This is a genomic window from Streptomyces sp. NPDC021224 (assembly GCF_044332905.1).
Lineage (GTDB): Bacteria > Actinomycetota > Actinomycetes > Streptomycetales > Streptomycetaceae > Actinacidiphila.
The window spans coordinates 32439-57713 of record NZ_JBIRPW010000021.1 but is presented as its reverse complement, the minus strand read 5'-3'; the positions used below and the strand labels follow the sequence as shown (position 1 = coordinate 57713).

Genomic DNA, 25275 nt, shown 5'->3' with positions numbered 1-25275 from the left:
TTCGGATGTCAGAGGTCTCGGGCGACGGCGTGGATGAAGTCCCGTGACGGGGACTCGTCGAGCGCGGCCGCGGCGAGACGCTGGTGGATGACGCGGTAGTTGGCCAGGTGGGGCGCGGCGTGCAGGAAGATCGGGCCGGGCGAGGAGTCCATCTGCACCGTGTCGAGGGCGGGTACGGCGCCGCACACGTACAGGTGCACGTGGCCGGAGCTGAAGTACGCGTGGGTCGCGAACGGCACGACCCGGACGCTTATCCGCGGCAGGTGGCTCAGCTCCAGCAGATGGTCGAGCTGCGCTCGGGCGATCTTGGGGCCGCCGTACCCCATCCGCAGCGCCGCCTCGTGGATCACCGCCTCGTACGGAGCCCCCGAGTCGCGGTAGAGGACGCCGCTGCGCTCCAGCCGGTGGGCCACACGGGCCTCCAACTCGGCCTGGGGCAGCGGCAGGACGGTGTTGCTGAACATGGTGCGGGTGTAGTCCTCGGTCTGGAAGACACCGGGGATGTGGGTGATCTGGACGGCGCGCATCGCGGTGCCGTGGAACTCCAGCTCGGCGATGTCCAGCAGCGGGGCCGGCACGACCCCCCGGTAGGCCTCCCACCAGCCCTTGCGGCCGATGCCGTTGGCCATCACGACCAGCGCGTCGATGAGGGCCTCGTCACCGCACTGGTAGAACGACGCGAGGCGCCGCAGCCGCTCCTCGCTGACGCCGAGCCGTCCGGCCTCGATGTGGCTGACCTTGGCCGGGTCGGTGCCGAGCAGACGGGCGGTGTCGCGGGCCGTGATTCCGGCTGCCTCGCGCATCTTCCGTAGCTCCGCACCGAGGCGCTCCTGACGGGCGGTTGCGGTGCTTCTGAGCGGCATGGTGTCCCTTCTTGACTCTGGTTCGAGTGTGCCGTTCCGCTCACGCCGGGTCCAGATCGTTTCTGGAAATTTCGGCGACAAGGTTGCAGAGGGGCAGTATTGCCCCATAAGGTTCGGCGGTACATACGTCTTCGGACAGTCAACTCCCTTATGACGTAGGGGTGTTGACGGGGTACGCGGTTGCTGTGGTCTTTTCGCACGGTGCAGCCCACAGCGGGTCCCGGGAGGCCCCCGAATGGCCGAGGAACATCAGCCGGACGGCGTCCGTTCCGCCGGGCGGCGCGTTGACGCCCCTACGCCGCACGGCAGTTGACATCCCCTCCGGTCGCACCCGCGACCACCGCCCGCGACCGCCCGCGGGACTACGCCGACGCGCCCGCCGGACCCGTGCGTTCGTCACGGCCAGGACGTGACAACAGTGACTTCTCCGCCCGCCCGCCGATATGGAAATCTCGTGTCCGTCACCGCCACAAGGGGGATCGATGGACAACCGCTACGAGGTTTTCTGCCTCGCGGACCGGCATTTCTACGAAAGCCTCGACCGGCTTCCCATGGCCGTGTCCAGCGATTCCGCTTCGGCATCCGGCGCGGTGGCCGGCGCGGTGTCCGGCGCGGTCTCGGGAGAGGGGCCGGTCCGGACGCCGGTCGCCGCCTTCGAGACCGCGCAGCGCGAGGTACCGGCCGGCTGGCACACGCTCCGGGTCGGGGACTGGCTGCACCTCGACCCGGGCCCCAGCGGTCGGGACGGAGCCGGACGCCCTTTGCAGGGCTGGAAGATCCATGTCTCCGCCGGCCTCGGCAACGCCGACAAGGTCGCCGCCAAGGTATGGGACCACTGCGTGCCGCGCGGCATTCCGTTTAAATTCGTGCCCAGCCCGCAGCTGCTGCACCTGCGCAATTCGAAATACGCCGGGCGCGACACCAGCGGAAAGTTCGTCACCATTTACCCGGACGGCGACGAGCAGTTGCACGAGATCCTCGAAGAACTCGGCGAACTCCTCGACGGCGAGAGCGGCCCGTACATCCTCACCGACCTGCGCTGGCGCGAGGGCCCGCTCTACGTGCGCTACGGGGCCTTCGCCAAACGCTTCTGCGTCGGCGAGCACGGCACGCTGGTCTCCGCGATCGAGGACGCCGAGGGCCGGCTCGTCCCCGACAGCCGCGCGCCCGCCTTCCACGTACCGGAATGGGTGACGCTGCCGGACTTCCTGCGCCCGCACCTGGAGGCGCGCAACGCCACCACCGTCGGCGAACTGCCGTACCGCATCGAGAAGGCGCTGCACTTCTCCAACGGCGGCGGCGTCTACACCGGGACCGACACCCGCACCGGGGAGAAGGTCGTCCTCAAGGAGGGCCGCCCGCACGCCGGACTCGCCTCCGACGGGGCCGACGCCGTCACCCGCCTGGAGCGCGAACGCGACGTGCTGCGCGCGCTCGGCGGATCGGGCGTCGCCCCCGAGCTGCGCGACTGGTTCACCCTCGGCGACCACCGCTTCCTGGTCATGGAATTCCTCGAAGGCAAGCCGCTCAACAGCTACTTCGGCCACCGCCACCCGCTGCTCACCCCCGAGCCGGACCCGGAGGCCGTCGCCGACTACACGCGCTGGGCGCTGCGGATCCACGAGGGCGTCACGCGGGCGGTCGCCGCCGTCCACGCCCGCGGCCTCGTCGTCAACGACCTGCACATGTACAACGTCATGGTCGGCCCCGACGACGAATCCGTCCGCCTGCTGGACTTCGAGGCGGCGACCGACGCCGGCGACGGGCGCGGCCAGTCCGTCGCCCACCCCGGCTTCATGGCGCCCCCCGACCGCCGCGGCACCGCCGTCGACCACTACGCCCTCGCGTGCCTGCGGCTGGCCCTCTTCCTCCCCGTCACCACCCTGCTGCCCATCGACCGCACCAAGGCCGCCCACCTCGCGGAGGTCATCGCCGAGCAGTTCCCGGTGCCGCACGAGTGGCTCGCGGAGGCGGTCCGGGAGATCACCCGGGACACCGTTCCGGACCACCCCCGCGCGGCGGCCGCCCGGACGGACGGCACGAGCGGCTACCTGCCCGTCGACGTCGGGGACTGGCCCGCCGCCCGCGACGCCATGGCCCGCGCGATCCTCGCCTCCGCGACACCGCGGCGCGACGACCGGCTCTTCCCCGGCGACATCGCGCAGTTCGGCGACGGCGGCGGGCTCGGCCTCGCGCACGGCGCCGCCGGAGTGCTGCTCGCCCTCGCCGAGACCGGACTGCCCCGCTACCCCGCGGGCGAACGCTGGCTCCTGGACCGCACCGCGCCGCCCCCGAACGGCACCCCCCTCGGCCTCTACGACGGCGTCGCCGGGATCGCGTACGTCCTCGACCGGCTCGGCCACACCGAGCGCGCCCTCGACCTCGTCCACAGCCTGCTCGACGAGAAGTGGCAGCACCTCGCCTCCGACCTGTACGGCGGCCTCGCCGGACTCGGCCTGGTCCTCGACAGCCTCGCCCGCAGCACCGGCGACATCTCGCTGCGCGACCGCGCCCTCGAAGCCGCCGGCATCGTCGCCGCCCGGCTCTCCGGCGGCACCCCCCGCGCCGGGCTCATGCACGGGGCGACCGGCGCCGCACTGCTCTTCGTCCGCCTCCACGAACGCACCGGCGCCCGCGGCCTGCTCGTGCACGCCGCCCGCGCCCTCTCCCTCGACCTCGACCGCTGCGTGCACACCGCCGCGGGCGGCCTCGACGTCGACGAGGGCTGGCGCACCATGCCCTACCTCGGCGACGGCAGCGCGGGCATCGGCATGGTCCTCGACGACCTGCTGCCGCTCGCCCGGCACGCCGGGACCCTCACGTCCGACGAGGCCGTCCGCTTCGAGCAGGCCCGCACCGACATCGTGCGCGCCGCCACACTGCGGCTGTACGCCCAGCCCGGCCTCTTCGCCGGCCGGGCCGGCACGCTGCTGCACCTGGCCCGCACCCGCACCCCCGTGCCCGCCGGCGCACTCGCCGAACAGACCGGCGCACTCGGCTGGTACGGCATGCCGTACGGCGGCGGGCTCGCCTTCCCCGGCAACCAGATGATGCGGCTCTCCATGGACCTCGGCACCGGCACCGCCGGCTGCCTGCTGGCCCTGGGCGCCGCGACCGGCGGCGCCGCCGCCGCGGGGTTGCCCTTCCTCCCGCCCTTCAGGGGCGGCTCCTGAACCGGGCCCGGCCACCGGCCGGGACCGCGCACCACCCATCCACGCACAACCGATCGAAGGGACATGTCATGGCGCTCCTCGACCTGCAGAACATGGAGACCGAGAACCACAGCGGCGGCGGCGCCGCCAGCTCTCTGAGCCTGCTGAGCTGCATCAGCTCCGTGAGCTTCCTGATCTGCCTCTAGCCCGCGCGGCGGCGGCCCCGGACGGCGACCCAACCGCCCCCGGGGCCGTCCCCGTACCCCGCCCCCGCGGCGGGCCCCCCTTCGCCACGGGCTGCCCCTTGCGGTGGACCTCGCGACCTTCTGCCGATGGTGGGTTGCGCGCGCAGTTCTCCCCCAGGCTCTGCCTGGGAGGTACCCCCACGCGCCCCTGAAAAACGCCCGCCTTCGCCCGCAAGGCCAGCCCCCGCAGGGGCTCGCGCATGCCGCGCAGGGCGACCAGCCACCTCGCGCGGAAGATCGCGCGCTGCGCCCCGGGGGCAGCGCGGAGCGTGAAGGGGCGCGTGGGGGCACCTCCCAGGCGAAGCTCTGGGTCGCGGACACCTCCGCAAGGGGCACCCCGTGGCGAACACGGTGGCGCGGGGGCACCGCAGTACGCAACCCGGAGCGTCCCGGAAGGAGAGGTCATGGGAAGCGTCGCAGCCGCCGCGCGGCGGGACGTGGGGCGGGTCACCGCGCTGACCGCGCTCGGGCTCGCCTCCGCGGCGGGAGCGGTCGCGCTGCCCGCCGCCCTGGGCCACGCCCTGGACCTGCTGCTGCGCGGCGAGGCCGCGACCCGCTGGGTCGCCCTGTGCGCGGCGATCGTCGCCGCCCAGGCGGCCACCGCCGCGGCCGAAGACCTGCTCACGGGCGTGACGACGGCGCGAGCCACCGCGTTCGTGCGCCGCCGCACGCTGCGGCACGTGCTCGCGGCGGGTCCGGGCGCGGCCGCCCGGCACGGCGAGGGCGACCTCGTCACACGGCTGGTCGGCAACGCCGCCGACGCCGCAGGCACCCCCGCGGCCGCCGCCGCCCTCCCCGCGGCGCTGGCCGCACCGATCGGCGGCATCGTGGCGCTGGCCCTCACCGACCTCTGGCTCGCCGTGGTCTTCCTCGCGGGCGCCCCCCTGCTGACACTGCTGGTGCACCGTTTCGCCCGCGCGTCGGCGGACTGCGTGACCGGCTACCAGGAGACGCAGGGCCGGATCGCGACGCTGCTGGTCGAGGCGCTCGGCGGGGCGCGCACCATCGCCGCGGCCGGGACGGAGCAGCGCGAGACGGCCCGTGTGCTCGGGCCGCTGCCCGAACTGGGCGTGCACGGGCGGAAGATGTGGCAGGTGCAGGGCCGGGCGACGGCGCAGGCGACCGTTCTGGTGCCGCTGCTCCAGATCGCGGTCCTCGCGGTGGGCGGCATCCGGCTGGCGCAGGGCGCCCTGAGTCCCGGCGATCTCCTCGCGGCGGGCCGCTACGTCCTGCTGGCCACCGGAATCGGTGTGGTCGTGGGCCAGTTGGGCGCGGTCGTACGCGGCCGGGCCGCGGCCGCGCGGATCGCCGACGTGCTGGCCGAGCCCGTACCGGCCTACGGGGAGCGGACGTTGCCGCCGCACGGCCCGGGGACGCTCGAACTGCGGGACGTGACCGCGTGCCGCGGCGGCGAGACCGTACTGGACGGGCTCAACCTGACCGTGCCGGGCGGCAGTTGCGTCGCGGTGGTGGGACGCTCGGGAGCCGGCAAGTCCGTACTGGCCGCGCTCGCGGGGCGGTTGGCGGACCCGGAGCACGGCACCGTGCTGCTCGACGGCTGCCCGCTGCCGGACCTCACCGAGCGCGAGCTGCGCGACGCGGTCGGCTACGCCTTCGAACGGCCCGTGCTGTTCGGCGAGACGGTCGGGGACGCCGTCGCGTTCGGGCCGCGGCCCCTCCCGGCCGTGGACGTCACGCGGGCCGCGCGCGCCGCGGAGGCGGACGGCTTCGTGACGCTGCTGCCCGCCGGTTACGCGACACCCCGCGCGGACGCGCCCTTCTCCGGCGGGGAGTTCCAACGCCTCGGCCTGGCGCGGGCGTTCGCGCACCCGGGGCGGCTGCTCGTGCTGGACGACGCGACGTCCAGCCTCGACACCGTCACCGAACTGCGCGTGGCCCGCGCCCTCTTCCACGACCACCCGCACCGCACCCGTCTGCTCACCACCCACCGCGCGACCACCGCGGCCCGCGCCGACCTCGTCGCCTGGCTGGACGCGGGACGCCTCCGCGCCCTGGCCCCGCACGCCGCCCTGTGGCCCGACCCCGACTACCGCACCCTCTTCGGAGCGTTCGATGCGTAGCGCTTCCAGCGCGGAAGACCGGCCCGACCCGGACGAGCCCCGTGCGGACGGGCAGGAGCCGGCCGTTGCGGCCGGGGGGCGGGGCGGCGCCGACGCGTGGCCCGCGTCCACCGGCGGCGTCCCGGACGCGGGCCGCACGAGCGGGCCGACGGAAGGAGCCTCCGCCGGACGCCCGCCCGGTGCCGGCGCGTCGGCCGCCCCCGCCCGCGGCGGCCCGCGTCCGGCCCCGCCCGGGAAGGCCGTCCCCGGCGCCGGGGCGCACCGCGACGATCCCGCCCCGCCCCCCGGGGCGCACGCCGATGGCGGCCCGGGGGGCGGGGGGATGCGGGTGCGGGACGCGTTCCGGGGGCGGGGCGGGGTCGTCGCGGTGCTGCTGGGGTGGTCCGTGCTGGAGGCCGGGCAGACGTTCCTGCTCGGCTACGCGCTGGCGCGGGCGATGGACGACGGCTTCCTGCGCGGGCGCCAGGGCACCGGACTGTGGTGGCTGGCGCTGGCCGCAGCCGGGGTGCCCGCGGGGGCGTACGGGACCGCGCGGGTCTTCGGGGCGGTCGCCGCGCTCGTCGAGCCGTTGCGGGACCGGCTGGTGCGCGGGGTCGTACGGCGTGGGCTGCGGGACGCCGTACGGGCGGCCGGGGGCGGCGGGCGCACGGCGGACTCCGCGGTCGTCTCGCGGCTCACCCACCAGGTGGAGATCGCGCGGGACGCGTTCGGCGGCATCGTCATGGTGCTGCGCTCCTTCGTCTTCACGGCGGCGGGCGCGCTGGCCGGGATGATCGCGCTGGCACCCGTCCTGCTGCTGGTGGTGCTGCCGCCGCTGGTGGCGGGCGTCGGGCTGTTCGTGGCGGCGCTGCGCCCGCTGGCGCGGCGGCAGGACCGCTACCTCACGACGGACGAGGCGGTGGCGCGGGAGTGCGGCGCGCTCGCGGCGGGGCTGCGGGACATCACGGCGTGCGGGGCGCGCGAGACCGTTGCCGCGCGGGCCGACGAGCGGATCGGGGCCGCGCTGGGCGCCGCCCGCTCGCTGGCCCGCTTCGGGGTGGTGCGTACCGCGGCCCTCGCGGTCGGCGGCCAGCTCCCGCTGGTCCTGCTGCTGCTGGCGGCGCCCTGGCTGCTGTCCTCGCACCGTCTGACGCCGGGGGCGCTGCTCGGCGCGTTCGCCTATCTGACGCAGTCCCTCCAGCCCGCCCTGCAGAACCTCGTCCACACCCTCGGCGCCGCGGGCACCCGGCTGGGCGTCATCCTCACCCGGCTGGCCCCGGCGGGGGCGGATCCGGCGGAGGCCGCGAGGCCCGTGCCGGGGAGCCCGGCGCCCGGGGCCGCCGTCGAGCTGCGGGGGGTGGGTTTCGCGTACGGGCCGGGCGCGGCGCCGGTGCTGGACGGGGTGGATCTGGCGGTGGGGGAGGGGGAGCACCTGGCCGTGGTGGGGCCGAGCGGGGCGGGGAAGTCGACGTTCGCGGGGCTGGTCGCGGGGATGCTGCGGGCCGGTGCGGGGGAGGTGCGGGTCCGCGGGGAGGTGGTGCTGGTGCCGCAGGAGGCGTACGTCTTCCGCGGCACGGTCGCGGAGAACGTCGGCTACCTGACGGCGGGAGGGCCGGGAGAGCGGGCCGTCCTGGAGGCCGTCGACGCCGTGGGGGCGGGGGAGCTGGTCGCCGCGCTGGGCGGGCCGGACGGCTGGGTCGATCCGGCGGCCCTGTCCGCGGGGGAGCGGCAACTGCTCGCGCTCGCACGGACGTACGCGGCCCCCGGCCGGGTCGTGCTGCTCGACGAGGCGACCTGCCATCTGGACGCGGACGCCGAGGCCCGCGCGGAGCGGGCGTTCGCGGCGCGGCCGGGGACGACCCTGGTCGTCGTCGCCCACCGGATCAGCTCCGCGCGCCGCGCCGCCCGCACCCTGGTGCTGGACGGCGCGCACACCGCGTGCGCCCCGCACACCGAACTGCTCGCGCTCTCGCCGCTCTACCGGGACCTGGCCGCCGCCTGGACCCCGGCCCCGGCCCCTGCTCCGGCGCCCGCCGCCGCGGCGGCGCCGCTCACACCCACCCCGCGAAGCGGGAGATCCTGATCGCGTCCACCCGGTTGCGCGCCCCCGTCTTCCGGGTGATGGCCGCGAGGTAGTTGCGCACCGTGCCGTTGCACAGGTGCAGGCTGCGGGCGATCTCCGTGACGGACGCGCCCTCCGCGCTCAGCGACAGCACGCTCAGCTCGCGCGGGGTGAGCGGCATGTCCGCGGCTTGCAGGAATTCGACGGCCAGCGACTCGTCGACGAACCGTTTCCCCGCCGCGACGCGGCGTATCGCCGCCGGTAAGCGATCCGCGGAACGGTCCTTGTTGACGAAGCCGAGCGCGTCGGCCGCGTACGCGCGCCGCAGGTTGCCCGGTTTGCCGCTGCTGGTCAGCACGATGACCGCGCTGCACGCGCCGCCGCCGGAGCCGTTGCCGCCGTCCGTGCGCCTGCGCACTCCGGCGGCCGGGGTCGCGTAGCGGTCGGCGTGCCGGCGCCAGCCGGGGCAGTCCGCGTCCACCACGCACACATGGGTGCCGCGACATCGGCCCGGCTCACCCATCTGCTGCCATCCCACGTCGGTCACCTCGAAATCCGGCTCGTTGCCCAGCAGCGCCGCCAGTGCGGACCGCATCAGGCTGGTGTCATGGGCCACCAGAACGCGTATCAACTCGGCCGTCCCCTTGTCTCGGCGCACGCCGGTCGCCACGGACGGGACCGGAAGAGAGCGGTCCATTCCTACCCTGGCGAGTTGTCCTGGAGGACCCGTATTCGCGTCATTCAGTGGTGGACAGGGGTGAATCGGATGCTTTTGGGGGCGCGCGGCGCGACACGTTTCGCGCCACCCGTGTGGGTGACACGGTCAGGCTTTGGCCAAACATCGGCGCGGCCTCGTCCCGCGCCTCACCCGCGTCTCGCCCGCGCCTCACCCCGCCGGGATCAGCCGGCACACCGTGCGGATGTCCGTCTGCACCTGCCGTACCGCCGCGCGGTCGGTCAGCCAGCTGACCAGCGCCGCGTGCCAGGTGTGCTCGACCACCCGGACGGCCGAGAGGCACTCCGCGCTCGGCTCCCCGCCCAGCCGCATCGCGTCCAGGATGATCGCCCGGGTCAGCACCGACACCGTGTCGACGTCCTCGCGCACCGACCGGTCGGCGAAGATCACCGCCCGCACCATGGCCTCGGCGAGCAGCGGCTCGCGCTGGAGCGCCCGGAAGGCCCGCAGCAGTGTTTCGGCCACCCGCTCGCCGGGGGTGGCGGCGGCCGGGGGGCGGTCCAGCAGCGTGCCGTGCAACCGCCCGAGCTGGTCCTGCATGACCGCGACCAGCAGATGGATCTTGGACGGGAAGTAGCGGTAGAGCGTGCCGAGCGCGACCCCGGACTCCTCGGCGACCTCCCGCATCTGGACCGCGTCGAAACCGCCCCCGGCGGCGAGCCCGGTGCTGGCCTCCAGGATGCGGCGCCGCCGGGCTTCCTGTCGTACGGTCAAACCGGACAGACTTGTCACACGGTTCGCACTGGTCACACCGGTCCTGCCGGTCACACCACCGGTCACGCGGTCCATGGGCACGTCCGTCCGTCGCGCAGGCGGCCCCCCGGGGGCGCCGTCCGGCCCGCGGGGGGCCGTCCGGTTGCCGGGTGATCCACCCTCTGTACCATCGAGTCTGAAACTTGTTCTAGATTAGCGCGACCGGTTACGCTCCGGCTCAATCGCTGCGAAGGGGGCCGGAGTGACGGCAGATTCCAGACCGCTGCGGATCGCGCTGCTGAGCTACAAGGGCAACCCGTACTGCGGCGGCCAGGGCGTCTACGTACGGCACCTCTCCCGTGAGCTGGCGGCGCTCGGCCACCGCGTCGAGGTGATCGGCGCCCAGCCCTACCCCGTCCTTGACGCGGTCGGCGCGGGTGTCACCCTCACCGAGCTGCCCAGCCTCGACCTCTACCGCCAGCCGGACCCGTTCCGTACGCCCTCGCGCGGCGAGTACCGCGACTGGATCGACGCGCTGGAGGTCGCCACCATGTGGACCGGCGGCTTCCCCGAGCCGCTCACCTTCAGCCTGCGGGCGCGCCGTCATCTCGCCGCCCGCCGCGCCGACTTCGACGTCGTCCACGACAACCAGACGCTCGGCTACGGACTGCTGGGCCTGCGGATGCCGCTGGTCACGACCATCCACCACCCCGTCACCGTCGACCGGCGGCTGGAACTGGCCGCCGCGCAGGACTGGAAGCGGCGCGCGTCGGTACGCCGCTGGTACGGCTTCACCCGCATGCAGAAGCGGGTGGCCCGGCGGCTCCCCTCCGTGCTCACCGTCTCCGGCTCCTCCAGCGCCGAGATCACCACGGACCTCGGAGTACGCCCCGAGCGCGTGCACACCGTGCCGATCGGCGCCGACACCGCACTCTTCAGCCCCGACCCGGCGGTGCCCGAGGTACCCGGCCGCATCGTCACGACCTCCAGCGCCGACGTGCCCCTCAAGGGCCTGGTCTTCCTCGTCGAGGCGCTCGCGAAGGTGCGGGCCGCGCACCCGGACGCGCATCTGGTCGTCGTCGGCAAGCGCCCCGAGGCCGGGCCCGTCGCCGAGGCGATCGAGCGCTACGGGCTCGAAGGCGCGGTCGACTTCGTCAAGGGCATAAGCGACGCGGAACTGGTCGACCTCATCCGCAGCGCCCAGGTCGCGTGCGTGCCGTCGCTCTACGAGGGCTTCTCGCTCCCCGCCGCGGAGGCGATGGCGACCGGCACGGCGCTGGTCGCCACCACGGGCGGCGCCGTCCCGGAGGTCGCCGGGCCCGACGGCGAGACCTGCCTGGCCGTCCCGCCGGGCGACGCCCCCGCCCTCGCCGCCGCCCTCGACCGCGCCCTCGCCGACCCCGCGCTCCGCCACCGCCTCGCGTCCGCGGGCCGCACCCGCGTCCTGACCCACTTCACCTGGGCCCGCGCGGCCGCCCGCACGGCGGACCTCTACCGCGAAGCGATCGCGGCGTACGGCGCCGTTGCGCAGGAGGGCACCCCCCAGGGGCGCGTGGGGGCACCTCCCGGGCGAAGCTTCGGGGGAGAACTGCGCGCTCAGGCCACCACCGTGGCGCGCGTCGCCACCGACCCGGAGGGGCGGACGGGTCCGATCCGGACCACCGGCCCGCGGGTGGTTGCTCGCGCAGCTCCCCGCGCCCCTGGGGGCCCGGGCCCGAACGGAAACGTCAACGCACCCGGAACGGGGAGCACCTCATGCTGACCGTGGATTTCACCCGCTTCCCCGTCGCCGAAGGCGACCGCGTGCTGGATCTCGGCTGCGGCGGCGGCCGCCACGCCTTCGAGTGCTACCGCCGCGGCGCCCGCGTCGTCGCGCTGGACCGCAACGGCGAGGAGATCCGCGAGGTCGCGAAGTGGTTCGCGGCGATGCGGGAGGCGGGCGAGGCGCCCGCGGGGGCGAGCGCGGTGGCCATGGAGGGCGACGCCCACCATCTCCCCTTCCCCGACGACAGCTTCGACGTCGTGATCATCTCCGAGGTGATGGAGCACATCCCCGACGACAAGGGCGTGCTCGCCGAGATGGTGCGGGTGCTGCGGCCCGGCGGCCGGATCGCCGTGACCGTGCCGCGCTACGGGCCGGAGAAGGTCTGCTGGGCGCTCTCCGACGCCTACCACGAGGTCGAGGGCGGCCACATCCGCATCTACAAGGCCGACGAGCTGCTGGAGCGGCTGCGGGAGGCGGGCCTGCGCCCGTACGGCACGCACCACGCGCACGGCCTGCACGCGCCGTACTGGTGGATCAAGTGCGCGGTCGGCGTCGACAACGACAAGGCCCTGCCGGTGAAGCTCTACCACAAGCTGCTGGTGTGGGACATCGTGAAGAAGCCGCTGGCCACCCGGCTGGCCGAGCAGGCGCTCAACCCGCTGATCGGCAAGAGCTTCGTGGCGTACGCGACCAAGCCGCAACTGCCGGACACCGCCGCGGTGTTCGACGAGTCGCTGGACGCCCCCGCGTGACCAGGGCCGGGCGGTGGCGCGGTACCGAACGGCTCGTGCTGCCCGGTGTGCTCACCGCCGAGCAGGCCGAGCACACGGTGGACGCGGTGCTCGCCGCGCAGCGGCCGGACGGGGCGATCCCGTGGTTCCCCGGCCACCACCTCGACCCGTGGGACCACATCGAGGCCGCGATGGCGCTGGACGCCGCGGGCGAACGGGACGCGGCGGAGGCCGCGTACACCTGGCTCGCCCGCCACCAGCAGCCGGACGGCGGGTGGTTCGCCGCCTACCAGGACGGCGATCCGGCGCGCCCGGTGGACCGTTCGCGCGAGTCCAACTTCTGTGCGTACGTCGCCGTCGGCGTCTGGCACCACTACCTGGCCACCGGCGACGACGCGTTCGCCGACCGGATGTGGCCGACCGTCGTCGCCGCCGTGGAGTTCGTGCTCGCGCTCCAGCAGCCCGGCGGGCAGATCGGCTGGAAGCGGGAATCCGTGGAGGACGGCGGGGCGGTCGTCACCGACGCGCTGCTGACCGGGAGTTCGTCGGTGCACCAGGCGCTGCGCTGCGCGCTGGCGCTGGCCGAGCACCGCGAGGAGCCGCAGCCGGACTGGGAACTGGCGACCGGTGCGCTGGGCCACGCGATCCGCCGGCACCCCGAGCGCTTCCTCGACAAGTCCCGCTACTCGATGGACTGGTACTACCCGGTGCTGTCCGGGGCGCTGCGCGGCCCGCGCGCCGTGGCCCGGATCGAGGAGGGCTGGTCCCGCTTCGTGGTGCCCGGCCTCGGGGTGCGCTGCGTGCTGCCCAACCCGTGGGTGACCGGCGGGGAGAGCGCCGAACTGGCCCTGGCGCTGTGGGCGGTGGGCGAGTCGGACCGCGCGGTGCGCATCCTCGCCGACATCCAGCACCTGCGCGCGGACGACGGGCTGTACTGGACCGGCTACGTCTTCGACGACGACGCCTACTGGCCCGTGGAGCGCACCACCTGGACGGCGGGCGCGCTGCTGTTGGCGGTGGCCGCACTCGGGGGGGACGAGGCGACCACCGCCGTCTTCGGGGCGGAGCGGCTGCCGAACGGCCTTGCGCCCGGCTGCTGCCCGCCCCGGCTCCGAGAGTGCTGAACGTTCTGAAGGAGAAGGCTCCGGTGGGTCACCGGGGGCCGGTCAGCGGTTGACCCGGCCGGCTACCACCTGGGCGATGGCCAGGTAGACCACGGCCGGCAGGCCGTAGTTGAGGACCGTGCGCCAATTGGCGTTGTCCGGGGTGAAGAGGTCCCTCGACCAGGTCGCCAGCCAGTTCGCCGAGTGGTGGACCCAGTTCACCAGGTCGTTGCCCCGGTTGGCGTCGAAGACGAAGAAGATGATCCACAGGATGAGGATCAGCGCAGCGATGTCTGCGGCGATCATGATGATCGCCGCGGCGGGGTTGCCGCCGTAACGTCTGTACATGACGGCTGTCTTGCCGCGATCCGTCGTTCGAAACCCCGTGCGGGAGCGGTGCGCACGCGCGGGCCCGGACACGCGGAACGGCGGCCGGCCGCCCCGGTGCGGGGAGGCCTGCCGCCGTGTGGTGCCTTGAGGAGATACGGTTCAGCCGCGCTGGATTCCGCTGCTGTCCTGGAGGACGCCGCGGCGCCCGTCCTGGGTCTGCGCGATGAGCTGCGCACCGCGCTGGTCGACCGCGAGGTACCAGGTGCCCGGGGTCAGTTCGGCGATCTGCGCGCCGGAACCGTCCTCCGCGTACAGCGGGCGCGGCACCGGCACCGCGAACCAGAAGGCGCTGAAGTCCGAGGCCGCGGCGGTCGGCTGCGGGGCCTGCGGCGCGGCGGTCTGCGCTCCGTACGGCTGCTGGCCGAAGTTCGGGTCGACGGACTGGGCGCCGCCCGGGTAGCCGTAGCCGGCCTGCTGCGGGGTGGCGCCGTAGGACGGGCCGCCCACCGCGTAGGGCTGCTGCGCGGCCGGGGCGGGGGCGCTCGCCAGCGGCGCCTTGAGCGCCGGGAGGCGGTCCGACAGCGGCGCGACGACCGCGATGACCACGCCGAAGACGAAGGTCAGCCAGGCGCCCGCGCCCTTGTCGTACCCGCCGAAGTCGGTGAAGAGCACGGCCCACACGGCCGTCCAGCCCGCGAAGAGCGACAGCGCCACCGACCACTGCTTGAACGACAGCCCGAGCACCTGCTTGCCGTTGAACTGCGGGGCGTGCGAGGCGAACACCGCCGCACCGGCGGCGACGGCCGTCAGGGTGACCGCGGGCAGCACCGGGAAGAGGCCCGAGTGCCAGAGGTTCTTGGACGCGGACCCGTACTGCGAGTCGATGCTGATGTACGGCAGGAAGGAAGCGATGAGCAGCAGCGCCGCTGCTCCGATCACCGCGCCGTCTCCTCGGGTCAGGGAGCGGATGTTCACGTCAGGTCCTGTCCTTTGTCGGTACTGCTTCTGCTGGTGTCTGTCGTGCTCTCGCAACGGCTCTCGCACCCGCCGCGGGTGCGGCATGTGCGCCCTGGCACCGTCGAGTTCGGGGAGGTGCCCCATGGTACGGGGACGATCTTGACCGGGTGGCCTCGTATACGCATTGGTGCACGATCCATACCGGACTGCTACAGCCCTGTCACCTCTTCCCTTCCAGGAAGGCGGTGAGTCCGTCGGCGATCCCCTCGGCGGCCTTCTGCCGCCAGGCCGGGTCGGTCATCTCGGCGGCGTCGCGCGCGTTGCGCATGTTGCCGCACTCGATGAAGACCTTCGGCACCCTGGTGAGGTTGAGGCCGCCCAGGTCGTCGCGGACGGTGAGGCCCTTGCCGCCCAGGTAGTTGGCGAACGGCTCGCCCGTCACGGCCGTGAAGTGCGACCGCAGGGTGGTCGCCAGGCGCAGCGAGGGCGCCGCGACCGCGCGGGTGTCGGCCGCGCCCTTGTGCACGGACTTGGGCGCGATCACATGGAAGCCGAACTTGTCGGCCGGTGCCCCGTCGGCGTGGATGGACAGGGCGGCGTCGGCGTGCGCCGCGTTGCCCGTCCGGGCCCGCTCGTCGACACAGGGGCCGTACGGGCGGTCGCCGTCGTAGGTGAGCACCACCTTCGCGCCGCTCGCCTCCAGCAGCGCCCGCACCCGGTGGGTGACGTCCAGGGTGTACGTCGCCTCGGGGTAACCGGCGTTCGTCGCCGTGCCGGTGGTGTCGCACGCCTTGCGGTTGGTGCCGATGTCGACGGACTTGTCGATCTCGGCGGTGTGCCGGGCGTTGCCGAGGTTGTGTCCCGGGTCGAGCACGACGACGCGGCCGGTCAGCTCCCTGCGGGGCGCCGCGGACGCCGGGCCCGCAGTCGCGGAGTCACCGTGTGCGACCGGGGCGGGGCTCGTACGATCGGCGGCGGGCGCCGCCGCGGGCCCGCGGCCGTCCGCCGTACCGGCGTCCGTACCGCGGTGCGCGTCGTACACGAACCAGCCCCCGGCCAGGGCCGCGACCACCACGACTGCCGTGACGGCCAGCGACCTGCTCCGAGTGCCCCCGTGTGACTCGTTGCTGAACACGCCCGCGACTCTATCGGCCCGGCTCGCCGCCCCGCACCGCCCCCGCGCAACGGCCACCCGGCGCGACCGGGCCGCTACCGTACGTCCGCCGCGGGGCGGTGGCGGTCACCGCGTGTGATCGCCTCCGGTCACTCTGCGCAGCAGCCGCAGCGAGCCCGTCACCGACTCCTCGGCGAACTCGCCGGACTCCAGCGCGCGCAGGTACACGCGGTAGGGGGCCTGGCCGCCGTCCGCCGGGTCGGGGAAGACGTCGTGGATCGCGAGCAGCCCGCCGGGCGCCACGCGCGGCGCCCAGCCCTCGTAGTCGGCGCCCGCGTGCTCGTCGGTGTGGCCGCCGTCGATGAACACCAGACCGAAGGGACGTGCCCACAGCGCCGCGACCTGCGGCGACCGCCCCACGACGGCGACGACGTGATCCTCCAGGCCCGCCGCGTGCAGGGTGCGGCGGAAGTGCGGGACGGTGTCCATCAGCCCGGTGTGCGGATCGACCAGCGTCGGGTCGTGGTACTCCCAGCCGGGCTGCTGCTCCTCGCTGCCCCGGTGGTGGTCGACGGTCACCACGACCGTGCCCGCCCGCCGGGCCGCGTCCGCGAGCAGGATCGTCGAACGCCCGCAGTACGTACCGATCTCCAGGACCGGCAGCCGCAGCCGCGCGGCCGCGCCGCGCGCCGCCGCGTGCAGGGCCAGGCCCTCGTCCGCGGGCATGAACCCCCGGGCCGCCTGGAACGCGGCGAGCACGTCCGCCGCGGGTCCCGCCGTCTCCGCCGTCTCTGTCATCCCCGTCGCCTCTGTCATCCCCGCATCCTACGAAGCCGCAGGTCGTGCGGGTACGCAGGGCGCGTCCTCCCGGGTCGGCGCGGCGAGCGGCCGCCGGTCCCGCCGGACGCCCGGCGTACGCCCCCCGGGCCGCGGGCGGTAGCCGCACGCGGGCCGCGCGGCGTAGGCACCCGGGGCCATGGTCGTAGTCCCAAGTCCCGATGCGGAGAAGGCCTCCGGACCGGGAGCATGGGGCCCATGAGTGAAATCCTCGGAGAGCGCACCACCCCGTCCGACCGCGGCACGCGCAGGGCGGCACCCGCCTGGGCGGTGCTGCTCGCGGTGTGCGCCGGGCAGTTCCTCGTGGTGCTCGACGTGTCGGTGGTCAATGTCGCGCTGCCCTCGATGCGCACCTCGCTCGGCCTCGGCGAGAGCGCGCAGCAGTGGGTCGTCAACGGATACGCGCTCACCTTCGCCGGCTTCATGCTGCTCGGCGGCCGCGCCGCCGACCTGCTCGGCCGCAAGGCCACCTTCGTCACCGGCCTCGGCCTGTTCACCGCCGCGAGCCTGGCGGGCGGCCTCGCGCAGAACCCGGCGATGCTCATCACCGCGCGGGCGGTGCAGGGCCTCGGCTCGGCGGTGCTCGCCCCCGTCACCCTGTCCATTCTCACCACCTCCTTCCCCGAAGGCCCCGAGCGGACCCGGGCGATAGCCACCTGGACCGCGGTCGGCGCGGGCGGCGGCGCCGCGGGCGGCCTCGTCGGCGGCGCCCTCACCGACTGGCTGTCCTGGCGCTGGGTGCTGCTCGTCAACGTGCCGATCGGCGCGCTGGTGCTGATCTGCGCGGTGCTCTTCCTCACCGAGAGCCGCGGCCAGTCCGTGCGCCGGCTGGACATCCCCGGCGCGGTGCTCGTGACCGGCGGCGTCGCCGCGCTCGCGTACGGGATCGCGGAGACCGAGTCGCACGGCTGGACGTCGGCGCGCTCGCTGGGCCCGCTCGTCGGCGGCCTGCTGGTGCTCGCGCTCTTCACGGCGGTCGAGGCACGCACCGCCGAACCCCTCATCCACCTGCGGCTGTTCACCATCCGCTCGGTGTCCTCGTCGAACACGCTGCTCTTCGTGTCGGGCGCCGCGACCTTCTCGACGTGGTACTTCCTGTCCCTCTACATGCAGCAGGTGATGCACTACAGCCCGATCCGCACGGGCCTGGCGTTCCTGCCGCACACCATCGCGATCGTCGCCGGGTCCAAGCTCGCCCCGCGCCTCATGGCCCGCTTCGACGCCCGGCTCCTGGTCGCCTGCGGCGGCCTGATCTCCGCGGCGGGCCTGGCCTGGCAGAGCCGGGTGAGCGCCGACAGCACCTTCGTCGGCATCATCCTCGGACCCGGCCTCCTCACCATGTTCGGCGCGGGCCTGATGATGACCCCGGTCGCGGCCGCCGCGATGTCCGGCATCGGCCGCACGGACCAGGGCCTGGTGTCCGGCCTGCTCAACACCTCCCGGCAGCTCGGCGGCGCCCTGGGCCTGACGATCCTCGCCACGATCGCCGCCTCCCGCATCACCGCGCGCGGACACGCGGGCGCGAGCGACGCGGTGGCGCTGTCCTCCGGCTACGGCCTGGCGTTCCTGGTGAGCGCGGCCTTCCTGGTCGGGGCGAGCGCGCTCGCGGTGCTGCTGCCCAAGCCGCAGCCCCAGCTCAAGGGATGAGGCCCCGGCCGCGCTGAGCGGTCACGCGCCGCCCGTCAGAGCCAGCCGTTCTGACGGGCGGCGCGCACCGCCTCCATGCGGTTGCGGCTGCCGGTCTTGCCGATCGCCGCGGACAGGTAGTTGCGGACGGTCGACTCCGAGAGGAAGAGCTTCCCGGCGATGTCGGCGACCGTCGCGCCGTCCGCGGCCGCGTTGAGCACGTCCCGCTCCCGCGCCGTCAGCGGACTCGGCCCGGCGCTCAGCGCCGCGGCGGCCAGCGCCGGATCGATGACCCGCTCCCCGCGCAGCACCCGCCGGATCGCCCCGGCCAGCTCCTCCACGGGCCCGTCCTTGACCAGGAAGCCCGCCGCCCCCGCCTCCATCGCCCGCCGCAGATAGCCCGGACGTCCGAACGTCGTGAGGATCAGCACTCGGCACTCCGGCAGCTTCTCCCGCAGCTCCGCGGCCGCGTCCAGCCCGCTCATCCCCGGCATCTCGATGTCGAGCAGCGCCACGTCGGGCCGTACGTCCAGCGCCTCGGCCACCACCCGGTCCCCGGCCCCGACCTGCGCGACGACCTCCATGTCGTCCTCCAGGTCCAGCAGCAGCGCCAGCGCCCCCCGCATCATCCCCTGGTCCTCGGCGAGCAGCACCCGCACCGACCGCGCCCCGTCCTCCGTCACCCCGCCACTTTACGGCCCGCCCGAGCGGGCCTTTCCCCGAGCCCGGGGCGCTCCGGGCGGGGCCGGGGCGCTCCGGCCCGGCGGGCCGTGTCCGGGCCGCGCCCGCGGTGGCCTTCGGCGGCCACCGCGGCGGCGGACCCGAGCGTCGCCGCGGCCAGACCGCCCCACAGCGCGGCCGGGCCGTGCGGGGCGAGCGCGGTGATGACGGCGGGGGAGACGGCGAGGCCGAAGCCCGTGGAGAGCTGGAAGCGGGCGAGGGCGCGGCCCAGGACAGGCGCCGGGGCGAGCGCGGTGACGAGGGCGGTGGCGCTGCCCGCGTAGACGATCTCGCCGACGGTGCAGAGCACGGACACCGCGGCGACGGCGGGGACCGCCCGGCCGCCGCCCAGCGGGACGGCCGCGAGGAAGCCGAGGTAGGAGACGGCCAGCAGCACCCCGGAGGCGGCCAGCACGGTCCGCCGCGGGAAGCGGGCCAGCGCGGCGGTGAGCGGCACCTGGAGCGTGACGACCAGCACCGTGTTGGCCACGAACACCGCCCCGGGCCACACCGCGGACGCGTGCAGCTGTGTCGTCAGGACCAGCGGGAGCGCGACCTCGGGGACGTTGAGGCAGAAGACGTAGACGACGTTGGCGGCCAGCAGCAGGCCCATCCGGGGCGCGGGCGCGGGCATGCCGGTCCCGTCCCCTGCCGGGACGGTGTCCGCCGGGTCCGCGCGCACATGGACCGACCGGGCGAGGGCCGCCGCGGCGAGGTAGGCGAGCGCGGTGACGGCCGCCAGCGTCCGCAGCGCCCCCGTGCCGCCCGCCATGCACGCGGTCGCGAGCAGCGCCCCGGCGCCGAGGCCCGCGTTGCGCAGGGCGCGGGCCCCGGCGAGCGCGGTGTCGCGCTCCCTGCCGTGCGCGACCGTCGCCACGAGCGCGGCATGTGCGGCCGGCCAGGCCTGGTTGCCGATGCCGAGGAAGAGCGCGGCCGCGACGAAGAGCGGGACGTGCCCCGCCGGAGCGGCCAGCAGCAGCGCCACACCCAGCACCCGTACCAGCATCGACGCCGCCACGACGGTGCTGCGCGCGCCGCGGTCCAGCCACCGGCCCACCAGGGGCATGCACCCCAGGCCGACGACGATGCCGGCCGTCATCGCGGTGCCGGTGACCGGGGCGGACAGCCCCAGCACCGTCACGCCGTACAGCAGCAGGAAAGGCCGCAGCAGGCCGGTGCCGAGCGCGTCCACGGCCAGGGCGACGGCGTAACGGGGGCCTCCCGAGGCGCGGACGAGGGCGCGGGGCCGGAGCGCGGTGGTGGTTGCCATGACGTCAGACGGTGCGCCCGGCCGCCGCGGCGGGGCACGCCGGTTGACGCCTCCCGTCAATCGGCGCCGCCACCCGGGCCCCCGTGCGGTGATGATGGGGGCATGACGCTGAGGATCGACATCAGCGGCGCGCCCTCCGAGCCGGTGCGGTTCGCCGCCTCCCCGCTGGCCGAACTGACCGCGATGCTGCACGTGCTCGCCGAACCCGGCCACCACCCGCAGTTCGCCGCGTGGGCCGCGGACGTGTGGGCCGGGCTGCCGCCGGAGCTGGCCGAGCGGCTGCGGGAGGCGGAGTTCCTCTGGCGTTACACGCAGGCCGACTTCCTGATCCCCGGGCGGCCCCGGTCCACCCTCGCCGAGGAACTCGACGACGTGGACCGGATCGACGACGAGACGTACGTGACGGCCGCGCTCGTCACCACCTGCGGCAGCAATCGGGTGCACTTCCGCGGGGCCTCGCCGCTCACCGACGCGCGGGCGCGCGAACGGGCCCTGGAGGTCGCGCAGGCCCGCGGGGCGCTCCAGGAGGCCTTCGCCGAACGGCTGCTCGCGGACCCGGCGGCGGTGCGGGCGCGGGTGCGCCGCACCCTGGAGCAGTGCGCGGAGGCGTTCTTCGACGCGGCCTGGGCGGGCGTCGTGGTGCAGCTCGCGACCGATCTGCGGCTGAAGAACGAGCTGCTCAGGCGGCAGGGCCTCGGGGCGGCGCTGACCTCGGTCTCCGGCGCGGTCGGCCTGGCGGCGGACGGCGGGTGCATCGTCGTGGACAAGGTCCAGGACAAGGCAACCGCCGCCCGCGTCGCCGGGGCGACCTTCATCCCCAGCGTCTTCAACCGCCCGCACCTGGTCGCCGTCCACGCGCCCGGGTGGCACCCGGTCGTGCAGTACCCCGTCGCGGGGCCCGCCCCGGCCGAGCCGGTCTCCGTGGAGACGGTCACCCTCCGGCTGGAGGCCCTCGCCCACCCGGTACGGCTCCGGCTGCTGCGCACGCTGGCCCGCGGCCCGCACACCACCAGCGAGCTGGCCCACTTCTGGGGGCTGTCGCCCCCGGAGGTCTCCCGCCACCTCGCCGTCCTGCGCCGCGCGGGCCTGCTCACGTCCCGGCGGCACGGCCGGTACGTCCGCTACTCCCTCAACCTTCCCGACCTGACGGCACTGGGCAGCGACCTGCTGTCGGCCGTCCTGCGGTGAGCAGGAGACCGGCCACGCCCGGCCTCGCGGCCGCCTTCCGCTCCGGGCGCGTGGCCCGCGGGGGTGAGCCGCTAGCGTGACGTGCCATGACGAGTGGAACAGAGGGCGGCGCCGAGCCGCCGGGGATCATGCAGCTGGGCTTTCCCGGGGAACTGCGCGACCAGCTGGTCGCCGCGGTGCTGGACGGCAGCAAGACGTCCACGACCGGGGTCGTCGCCGACTACACGCACGAGGGGGAGGAGCTGCCGCGGGTCGGGGAGCGGTCGGTGGTGCTGGACTCCGCCGGGCAGGGGGTCGCCGTCGTCGAGGTCACCGAGGTGCGGGTGGTGCCGCTCGGGGAGGTGGACCTCGCGCACGCGGTGGACGAGGGGGAGGGCTACACGACGGTCGAGCAGTGGCGCCGCGGCCACGAGGCCTTCTGGCACAGCGACGCGATGCGCGAGGCCCTGGACGACCCGCACTTCACGGTCGACGACACCACCCCGGTGGTGCTGGAGCGTTTCCGCGTCGTGGCCGACCTGCGCACGCCGACCCCGGAGGCCTGACCCCGCGCGGCCGGACACCAGGCCCGCCCCGGGCCCCCGGCTCAGCCCGCCGTGTCCTCGCCCGTCGGCAGCACCGCCGTCACGCGGAAGCCGCCCGACGGGGACGGGCCGGTCGTCAGCGAGCCGCCCGCCGCGGCGAGGCGCTCGGTCAGGCCGCGCAGGCCCGTGCCCGTACGAGGCAGCGTCGCGGTGCTCCCGGCGGCCGTGGGGCGCGGCGGGGCGGCGGGCGCGGGGCCGCAGCCGTCGTCGGTGATCGTCAGCCGGGCCTGCCCGTCCGCCGCGTGCAGCTCGATCCGGGCGCGGGCCGCGCCGCTGTGCCGTACGACGTTCGTGACCCCCTCGCGCACCACCCAGCCCAGCAGCGCCTCGGTCTGCGGCGGCAGCGGCGGGCCTGACTCCCGCACCACGACCTCGATGTCGGAAGCGGCCAGCGCCGAGCGCGCCCGGTCCAGCTCGGTCGCGAGGCTGCCCTCGCGGTAGCCGGTGACGGCCTCGCGGATCTCGGTGAGGGCCTGCCGTCCGACCGCCTCGATGTCGCCGACCTGCGTCAGCGCCGCGTCCATGTCGCGCGGCGCGAGCCGCCGCGCGGCCTCCGCCTTGACCACGACGACGGACAGCGTGTGCCCCAGCAGATCGTGCAGGTCGCGCGAGAAGCGCAGCCGCTCCTCGGCGACGGCGTTGCGCGCCAGCTCCTGCCGGGTGGCCTTGAGCTGCGCCACCGCCTGGAAGAGCGTGATGATCAGTGACACGACGAAGCCGGACAGGAACGTCCCGTACGCCAGGCTCGTGGTGCTCCAGAAGCCTTCGTGGTGCAGGCTCGACACCACGCCCGCCGAGGCGCTGAGCACCGTCAGTGAGGCGCCCAGGAAGCGGCGGCTGCGCGACACGCAGCCTGCGCCCAGCGACGTCAGCACGAAAAGCAGCATGAAGTTGCCGCCGTAGCCGATCGCCAGCGCGAGCGTGACCGCGCCGAGCGCCGCGAGCAGCCGGTAGGGCACCCGGCTGCGCCGCCACCGCTCGCTGAAGGACGAGCGGACGGTGGACACGTACAGCACGCAGAAGAGCAGGAGCCCGCTCCCGGCGAGCCAGGGCAGGGCCACCTCGCCCTTGAGGATGTCCGCGCCGGGGCCGATCACCATCAGCAGCCACGGGATGAGCGCCCCGCCGTCGGGTGCCTTGAGGTGCTCGATCTCCTGCTCGAAGTCCTCGGGGCCGCGCCGCCACCACATGCGGCGGCTGCACGTCTCGTCCGGGGCGCCGGCGTCCGCTTTCGCGTTGCCTGCCCGTTTCGTCCTCGTCCTTGCCATGGTGGTCCCCGTCCCCCGTCGAGTGCGCTGCCGCCTTGCGTCCGCCGGGGGAGGCGACGCCGGTCCGTACGGTCGTACGGTCATACGGTCCGGGCGCTCCGCCGGTAGGAGAACACAGCGTAACCGGCGAAAACGACCAGCCAAAGGCCCAGCACCGCCACCGTGCCCGGACCGGGGGCGTGCCGGTCCAGCACGCTCCAGCCCAGATCGCCGAAGCGGGCGGTGGGCGTCCAGCGCGAAATCGCGGCCAGCCAGCCGGGGAAGACGTCCGCCGGCAGCCACAGCCCGCCGAGCACCGAGAGCCCCATCATGCTGACCATGCTCACGACACCGGCGGTCTGCGCGGTGAGCCCGTAGCCGTTGCCGAGCCCCAGCAGGGTGAAGGGGATCGTGCCCAGCCACATCAGCACCGCCGCCGCGGCCCACTGCCACACCGCGAGCCGCACCCCGTCCACGAGCGCGCCCGCGGTGAAGACGGACACGATCGCCGGGAGCACCGTCACCCCCGCCGTCAGCGCCCGCGCCAGCACCACCTGGAGCGGGGTCAGCGGGGTGACCCGCAGCTGCCGCAGCCAGCCGCGCGCCTTGTCGTCCGCGATCCCCGGCCCCACGCCGAGGGCCGCGCCCATCGCCCCGTACGCGGCCATGCCGATCATCGAGTAGCGGGCGTAGTCCATGGTGTCCTCGGCGGACTCCCCGGTGCCGAGGTTGGTGAAGAGCAGGTACATCAGCAGCGGGGTCGCGATCCCCACGACGACGAAGCCGGTGTCGCGCAGCGTGCGGCGGACCTCCAGGCGGATGTAGGCGAGCATCATCGGACGGCCTCCTCGTACGGGGCGGTGGCGGGCCCCCGGCCCTCGGTCTCGTGCGGGGTGTCGTGCGCGGTCAGGGTGAGGAACGCCTCCTCCAGGCTCGCGGGCGTCACGCTCAGCCCGCGCACCCGTCCGGCGGCGGCCAGCGCCAGGACGGTCGCGTCGGAGTCGGCGCTGCGCAGCACCGCGCGCTCGCCGCGCACCTCCAGCGACAGCACCCCCGGCAGCGTGCGCAGCCCCGCGGTGCCGCCGCCCGCGAGGTCGAACGCCACGAGCGTCGCGCCGACCCGCCGCTTGATCTCCTCGCCGGTGCCGTCGGCGACCGTACGGCCCTCGTCGAGGACGACGACGCGGTCCGCGTTGCCGTCCGCCTCCTCCAGGTAGTGCGTCGAGAACAGCACGGTGTTGCCGCGCGCCGCGTACCCGCGCATCGAGCGCCAGAACGCCCGCCGGGCCTCCACGTCCAGCGCCGCCGTCGGCTCGTCCAGCACCAGCAGCTCCGGCCCGCCCGCCACCGCCAGCGCGAACCGCAGCCGCTGCGCCTGCCCGCCGGACAGCCGGTCCGCCCGCCGCTCCGCCAGCTCCCCGATCCCGGCCAGCTCCAGCGCCTCGCCCGCGGGCAGCGGCCGCGGATACGTGGCGGCCACGAAGTCCACCAGCTCCCGTACGGTCGCCCGCGGCACAGGGCTGCCCGCCTGGAGCATCGCCCCCACCCGGCCCGCCCGCACGGCCTCCCGCGGGGTCCCGCCGAAGACCCGCACCTCCCCGTCGTCCGGGCGGTCCAGCCCCAGCAGCAGCGCGATCGTCGTGGACTTCCCGGCGCCGTTGCGCCCGAGCAGCGCGCAGGTCTCGCCCGCGGCGAGCCGCAGATCGAGCCCGGCGACGGCCTCGACGCTCCCGAACCTCTTCCGTACTGCGCGTAGCCGCGCGGCATCTTCCATGCAACTGACGCTAGGGGCACGGGGGTTGGCCGGGGCAGCACCGAATGTCCCCGGGGCCCCGGTACAAATGTCCCGCCCGCGGGGTGGGCTCGCCGGGCGCCCCCGGCACGGTCCCGGAGAAATCTTCCGCCGCCGTGTCGATTCCGGCCCGCGCCGTTCGACGCACTTGTATAGGGGCATCCGCCCCGCGCGAGAGCGTACGAGAAGGAACGGCGAGG

The 25275-nt window shown here is 74.8% G+C and carries 22 protein-coding genes; 10 read left to right on the top strand and 12 right to left on the bottom strand.

Going from position 1 to position 25275, the window contains the following annotated elements; all coding sequences use genetic code 11:
- Window positions 1-8: 8 nt before the first annotated feature.
- Window positions 9-863 carry a helix-turn-helix domain-containing protein gene (locus ACH4PY_RS33355; RefSeq protein WP_398191776.1) on the bottom strand — a complete coding sequence of 285 codons (855 nt, stop codon included), beginning with the start codon at window positions 861-863 and terminating at the stop codon, window positions 9-11.
- Between the two features lie 482 nt (window positions 864-1345).
- Between ACH4PY_RS33355 and lanKC the strand changes: the two genes are divergently transcribed.
- The 4 genes from lanKC to ACH4PY_RS33335 all read left to right on the top strand — a co-directional run bounded on the left by lanKC (window position 1346) and on the right by ACH4PY_RS33335 (window position 8403).
- Window positions 1346-4036, top strand: coding sequence for a class III lanthionine synthetase LanKC (gene lanKC / locus ACH4PY_RS33350; protein ID WP_398191773.1), 2691 nt, complete (start codon window positions 1346-1348; stop codon window positions 4034-4036).
- A gap of 68 nt (window positions 4037-4104) precedes the next feature.
- Window positions 4105-4221: a SapB/AmfS family lanthipeptide gene (locus ACH4PY_RS33345; protein ID WP_398191770.1), complete on the top strand. Its 117-nt coding sequence runs from the start codon at window positions 4105-4107 to the stop codon at window positions 4219-4221.
- Window positions 4222-4664: 443 nt separating this feature from the next.
- A complete protein-coding gene (locus tag ACH4PY_RS33340) occupies window positions 4665-6341 on the top strand; it encodes an ABC transporter ATP-binding protein (protein WP_398191767.1) in 1677 nt (558 codons plus the stop codon).
- A 322-nt stretch (window positions 6342-6663) separates the two neighbouring features.
- Window positions 6664-8403 carry an ATP-binding cassette domain-containing protein gene (locus ACH4PY_RS33335; RefSeq protein ID WP_398191764.1) on the top strand — a complete coding sequence of 580 codons (1740 nt, stop codon included), beginning with the start codon at window positions 6664-6666 and terminating at the stop codon, window positions 8401-8403.
- Here the strand turns inward: ACH4PY_RS33335 and ACH4PY_RS33330 are convergent.
- Together ACH4PY_RS33330 and ACH4PY_RS33325 are read right to left on the bottom strand one after the other, a co-directional pair.
- Window positions 8372-8977: a LuxR C-terminal-related transcriptional regulator gene (locus ACH4PY_RS33330; protein WP_398191947.1), complete on the bottom strand. Its 606-nt coding sequence runs from the start codon at window positions 8975-8977 to the stop codon at window positions 8372-8374. The genes ACH4PY_RS33335 and ACH4PY_RS33330 overlap by 32 nt on opposite strands.
- Before the next feature lie 291 nt (window positions 8978-9268).
- The gene (locus tag ACH4PY_RS33325; protein ID WP_398191944.1) at window positions 9269-9868 is read right to left on the bottom strand and encodes a TetR family transcriptional regulator; all 600 of its coding nucleotides are present in this window, start codon (window positions 9866-9868) and stop codon (window positions 9269-9271) included.
- A gap of 205 nt (window positions 9869-10073) precedes the next feature.
- Here ACH4PY_RS33325 and ACH4PY_RS33320 point away from each other — a divergent pair, with 205 nt between their 5' ends.
- Genes ACH4PY_RS33320 through ACH4PY_RS33310 form a run of 3 tightly spaced genes read left to right on the top strand, consistent with a single transcriptional unit; the run spans window position 10074 to window position 13431 of the window.
- Entirely contained in the window at window positions 10074-11573 is a 1500-nt protein-coding gene (locus tag ACH4PY_RS33320; protein WP_398191761.1) for a glycosyltransferase family 4 protein, read from the top strand.
- Window positions 11567-12328, top strand: coding sequence for a class I SAM-dependent methyltransferase (locus ACH4PY_RS33315; RefSeq protein WP_398191758.1), 762 nt, complete (start codon window positions 11567-11569; stop codon window positions 12326-12328). The genes ACH4PY_RS33320 and ACH4PY_RS33315 overlap by 7 nt, the downstream gene beginning before the upstream one ends.
- Window positions 12325-13431 (top strand): prenyltransferase/squalene oxidase repeat-containing protein, encoded by a 1107-nt coding sequence (locus tag ACH4PY_RS33310; protein WP_398191755.1) that lies wholly within the window; start codon window positions 12325-12327, stop codon window positions 13429-13431. The genes ACH4PY_RS33315 and ACH4PY_RS33310 overlap by 4 nt, the downstream gene beginning before the upstream one ends.
- 42 nt (window positions 13432-13473) lie before the next feature.
- Here ACH4PY_RS33310 and ACH4PY_RS33305 read toward each other — a convergent pair whose 3' ends face one another.
- The 4 genes from ACH4PY_RS33305 to ACH4PY_RS33290 form a co-directional block, all read right to left on the bottom strand.
- Window positions 13474-13758: a hypothetical protein gene (locus tag ACH4PY_RS33305; protein WP_398191752.1), complete on the bottom strand. Its 285-nt coding sequence runs from the start codon at window positions 13756-13758 to the stop codon at window positions 13474-13476.
- Window positions 13759-13899: 141 nt separating this feature from the next.
- On the bottom strand, window positions 13900-14715 hold the full coding sequence (locus ACH4PY_RS33300) for a hypothetical protein (protein ID WP_398191749.1): 816 nt from the start codon (window positions 14713-14715) through the stop codon (window positions 13900-13902).
- A 202-nt stretch (window positions 14716-14917) separates the two neighbouring features.
- On the bottom strand, window positions 14918-15832 hold the full coding sequence (locus ACH4PY_RS33295; protein WP_398191747.1) for an N-acetylmuramoyl-L-alanine amidase: 915 nt from the start codon (window positions 15830-15832) through the stop codon (window positions 14918-14920).
- A gap of 105 nt (window positions 15833-15937) precedes the next feature.
- Window positions 15938-16609 (bottom strand): class I SAM-dependent methyltransferase, encoded by a 672-nt coding sequence (locus ACH4PY_RS33290; protein ID WP_398191744.1) that lies wholly within the window; start codon window positions 16607-16609, stop codon window positions 15938-15940.
- 237 nt (window positions 16610-16846) lie between these two features.
- Between ACH4PY_RS33290 and ACH4PY_RS33285 the strand changes: the two genes are divergently transcribed.
- Window positions 16847-18295 carry an MFS transporter gene (locus ACH4PY_RS33285; RefSeq protein WP_398191741.1) on the top strand — a complete coding sequence of 483 codons (1449 nt, stop codon included), beginning with the start codon at window positions 16847-16849 and terminating at the stop codon, window positions 18293-18295.
- 35 nt (window positions 18296-18330) lie between these two features.
- On the opposite strand, the gene ACH4PY_RS33280 is transcribed toward ACH4PY_RS33285, so the two are convergent.
- Both ACH4PY_RS33280 and ACH4PY_RS33275 read right to left on the bottom strand, forming a co-directional pair.
- Window positions 18331-18957 carry a response regulator gene (locus ACH4PY_RS33280; protein WP_398191738.1) on the bottom strand — a complete coding sequence of 209 codons (627 nt, stop codon included), beginning with the start codon at window positions 18955-18957 and terminating at the stop codon, window positions 18331-18333.
- Window positions 18954-20264, bottom strand: a complete 1311-nt coding sequence (locus ACH4PY_RS33275) for an MFS transporter (protein WP_398191735.1) — start codon at window positions 20262-20264, stop codon at window positions 18954-18956. The genes ACH4PY_RS33280 and ACH4PY_RS33275 overlap by 4 nt, the downstream gene beginning before the upstream one ends.
- A 102-nt stretch (window positions 20265-20366) precedes the next feature.
- Here ACH4PY_RS33275 and ACH4PY_RS33270 point away from each other — a divergent pair, with 102 nt between their 5' ends.
- Both ACH4PY_RS33270 and ACH4PY_RS33265 read left to right on the top strand, forming a co-directional pair.
- Window positions 20367-21452 (top strand): DUF5937 family protein, encoded by a 1086-nt coding sequence (locus tag ACH4PY_RS33270; protein ID WP_398191732.1) that lies wholly within the window; start codon window positions 20367-20369, stop codon window positions 21450-21452.
- An 86-nt stretch (window positions 21453-21538) separates the two neighbouring features.
- Entirely contained in the window at window positions 21539-21997 is a 459-nt protein-coding gene (locus ACH4PY_RS33265) for an ASCH domain-containing protein (RefSeq protein WP_398191729.1), read from the top strand.
- 41 nt (window positions 21998-22038) lie between these two features.
- On the opposite strand, the gene ACH4PY_RS33260 is transcribed toward ACH4PY_RS33265, so the two are convergent.
- The 3 genes from ACH4PY_RS33260 to ACH4PY_RS33250 form a co-directional block, all read right to left on the bottom strand.
- Window positions 22039-23304 (bottom strand): sensor histidine kinase, encoded by a 1266-nt coding sequence (locus tag ACH4PY_RS33260; RefSeq protein WP_398191726.1) that lies wholly within the window; start codon window positions 23302-23304, stop codon window positions 22039-22041.
- 80 nt (window positions 23305-23384) lie between these two features.
- On the bottom strand, window positions 23385-24116 hold the full coding sequence (locus ACH4PY_RS33255; protein WP_398191942.1) for an ABC transporter permease: 732 nt from the start codon (window positions 24114-24116) through the stop codon (window positions 23385-23387).
- Window positions 24116-25057, bottom strand: a complete 942-nt coding sequence (locus tag ACH4PY_RS33250; RefSeq protein ID WP_398191723.1) for an ABC transporter ATP-binding protein — start codon at window positions 25055-25057, stop codon at window positions 24116-24118. The genes ACH4PY_RS33255 and ACH4PY_RS33250 overlap by 1 nt, the downstream gene beginning before the upstream one ends.
- Window positions 25058-25275 lie beyond the last annotated feature (218 nt).

Bases quoted from the DNA above. Each gene is read 5' to 3' on its own strand.
- ACH4PY_RS33355 (WP_398191776.1), bottom strand. From the start codon at position 863: ATGCCGCTCAGAAGCACCGCAACCGCCCGTCAGGAGCGCCTCGGTGCG.
- lanKC (WP_398191773.1), top strand. From the start codon at position 1,346: ATGGACAACCGCTACGAGGTTTTCTGCCTCGCGGACCGGCATTTCTAC.
- ACH4PY_RS33345 (WP_398191770.1), top strand. From the start codon at position 4,105: ATGGCGCTCCTCGACCTGCAGAACATGGAGACCGAGAACCACAGCGGC.
- ACH4PY_RS33340 (WP_398191767.1), top strand. From the start codon at position 4,665: ATGGGAAGCGTCGCAGCCGCCGCGCGGCGGGACGTGGGGCGGGTCACC.
- ACH4PY_RS33335 (WP_398191764.1), top strand. From the start codon at position 6,664: ATGCGGGTGCGGGACGCGTTCCGGGGGCGGGGCGGGGTCGTCGCGGTG.
- ACH4PY_RS33330 (WP_398191947.1), bottom strand. From the start codon at position 8,977: ATGCGGTCCGCACTGGCGGCGCTGCTGGGCAACGAGCCGGATTTCGAG.
- ACH4PY_RS33315 (WP_398191758.1), top strand. From the start codon at position 11,567: ATGCTGACCGTGGATTTCACCCGCTTCCCCGTCGCCGAAGGCGACCGC.
- ACH4PY_RS33305 (WP_398191752.1), bottom strand. From the start codon at position 13,758: ATGTACAGACGTTACGGCGGCAACCCCGCCGCGGCGATCATCATGATC.
- ACH4PY_RS33290 (WP_398191744.1), bottom strand. From the start codon at position 16,609: ATGACAGAGACGGCGGAGACGGCGGGACCCGCGGCGGACGTGCTCGCC.
- ACH4PY_RS33285 (WP_398191741.1), top strand. From the start codon at position 16,847: ATGAGTGAAATCCTCGGAGAGCGCACCACCCCGTCCGACCGCGGCACG.
- ACH4PY_RS33275 (WP_398191735.1), bottom strand. From the start codon at position 20,264: ATGGCAACCACCACCGCGCTCCGGCCCCGCGCCCTCGTCCGCGCCTCG.
- ACH4PY_RS33270 (WP_398191732.1), top strand. From the start codon at position 20,367: ATGACGCTGAGGATCGACATCAGCGGCGCGCCCTCCGAGCCGGTGCGG.
- ACH4PY_RS33265 (WP_398191729.1), top strand. From the start codon at position 21,539: ATGACGAGTGGAACAGAGGGCGGCGCCGAGCCGCCGGGGATCATGCAG.
- ACH4PY_RS33260 (WP_398191726.1), bottom strand. From the start codon at position 23,304: ATGGCAAGGACGAGGACGAAACGGGCAGGCAACGCGAAAGCGGACGCC.
- ACH4PY_RS33255 (WP_398191942.1), bottom strand. From the start codon at position 24,116: ATGCTCGCCTACATCCGCCTGGAGGTCCGCCGCACGCTGCGCGACACC.
- ACH4PY_RS33250 (WP_398191723.1), bottom strand. From the start codon at position 25,057: ATGGAAGATGCCGCGCGGCTACGCGCAGTACGGAAGAGGTTCGGGAGC.